General features: G+C 62.0%; 1 protein-coding gene. It reads left to right on the forward strand.

Annotation, left to right across the window (positions count from 1 at the left end; genetic code table 11):
- On the forward strand, positions 1-243 hold a 243-nt coding region (locus EN750_RS38735), incomplete at its 5' end, for a cupin domain-containing protein (protein WP_127399530.1).
- Positions 244-439 lie beyond the last annotated feature (196 nt).

A 439-nucleotide genomic window follows, 5' to 3' on the forward strand; every position in this document is an offset into this window, starting at 1 on the left:
ATGCATGAGAGCCACGAGACGGCGATCTACGTGCTCTCCGGCGAAGTCCACACCTGGTACGGCGACCGGCTCGAGCATCATATCGTGGTCAAGGCCGGCGACCTTTTCTATATTCCCGCCGGCGTGCCGCATCTGCCGGCCAATCTGAGCAGCGCCCCGTCTTCGGCCGTCATTGCGCGCACCGATCCCAACGAACAGGAAAGCGTCGTCCTGCTGCCGGAACTGGATGCGCTGGTCGCCTGAAGCCGGCATCGACGGGCTAGGATCCCACCGGTCAATTGCCCGAAGTTTGCGCTGCCCCTCATCGCCCTGCCGGGCACTTCTCCCCGTATAGTGACGGGGAGAAGGACGATTTCGCGGAGGATTTCGCCAATCTCCGACGTTACAAAAAAGGGCGGCGAGGTTGCGTTCATCTCCCTTGTCCCCGTCAGTATACGGG

This window comes from Mesorhizobium sp. M7A.F.Ca.ET.027.03.2.1 (assembly GCF_003999175.1).
GTDB lineage: Bacteria > Pseudomonadota > Alphaproteobacteria > Rhizobiales > Rhizobiaceae > Mesorhizobium.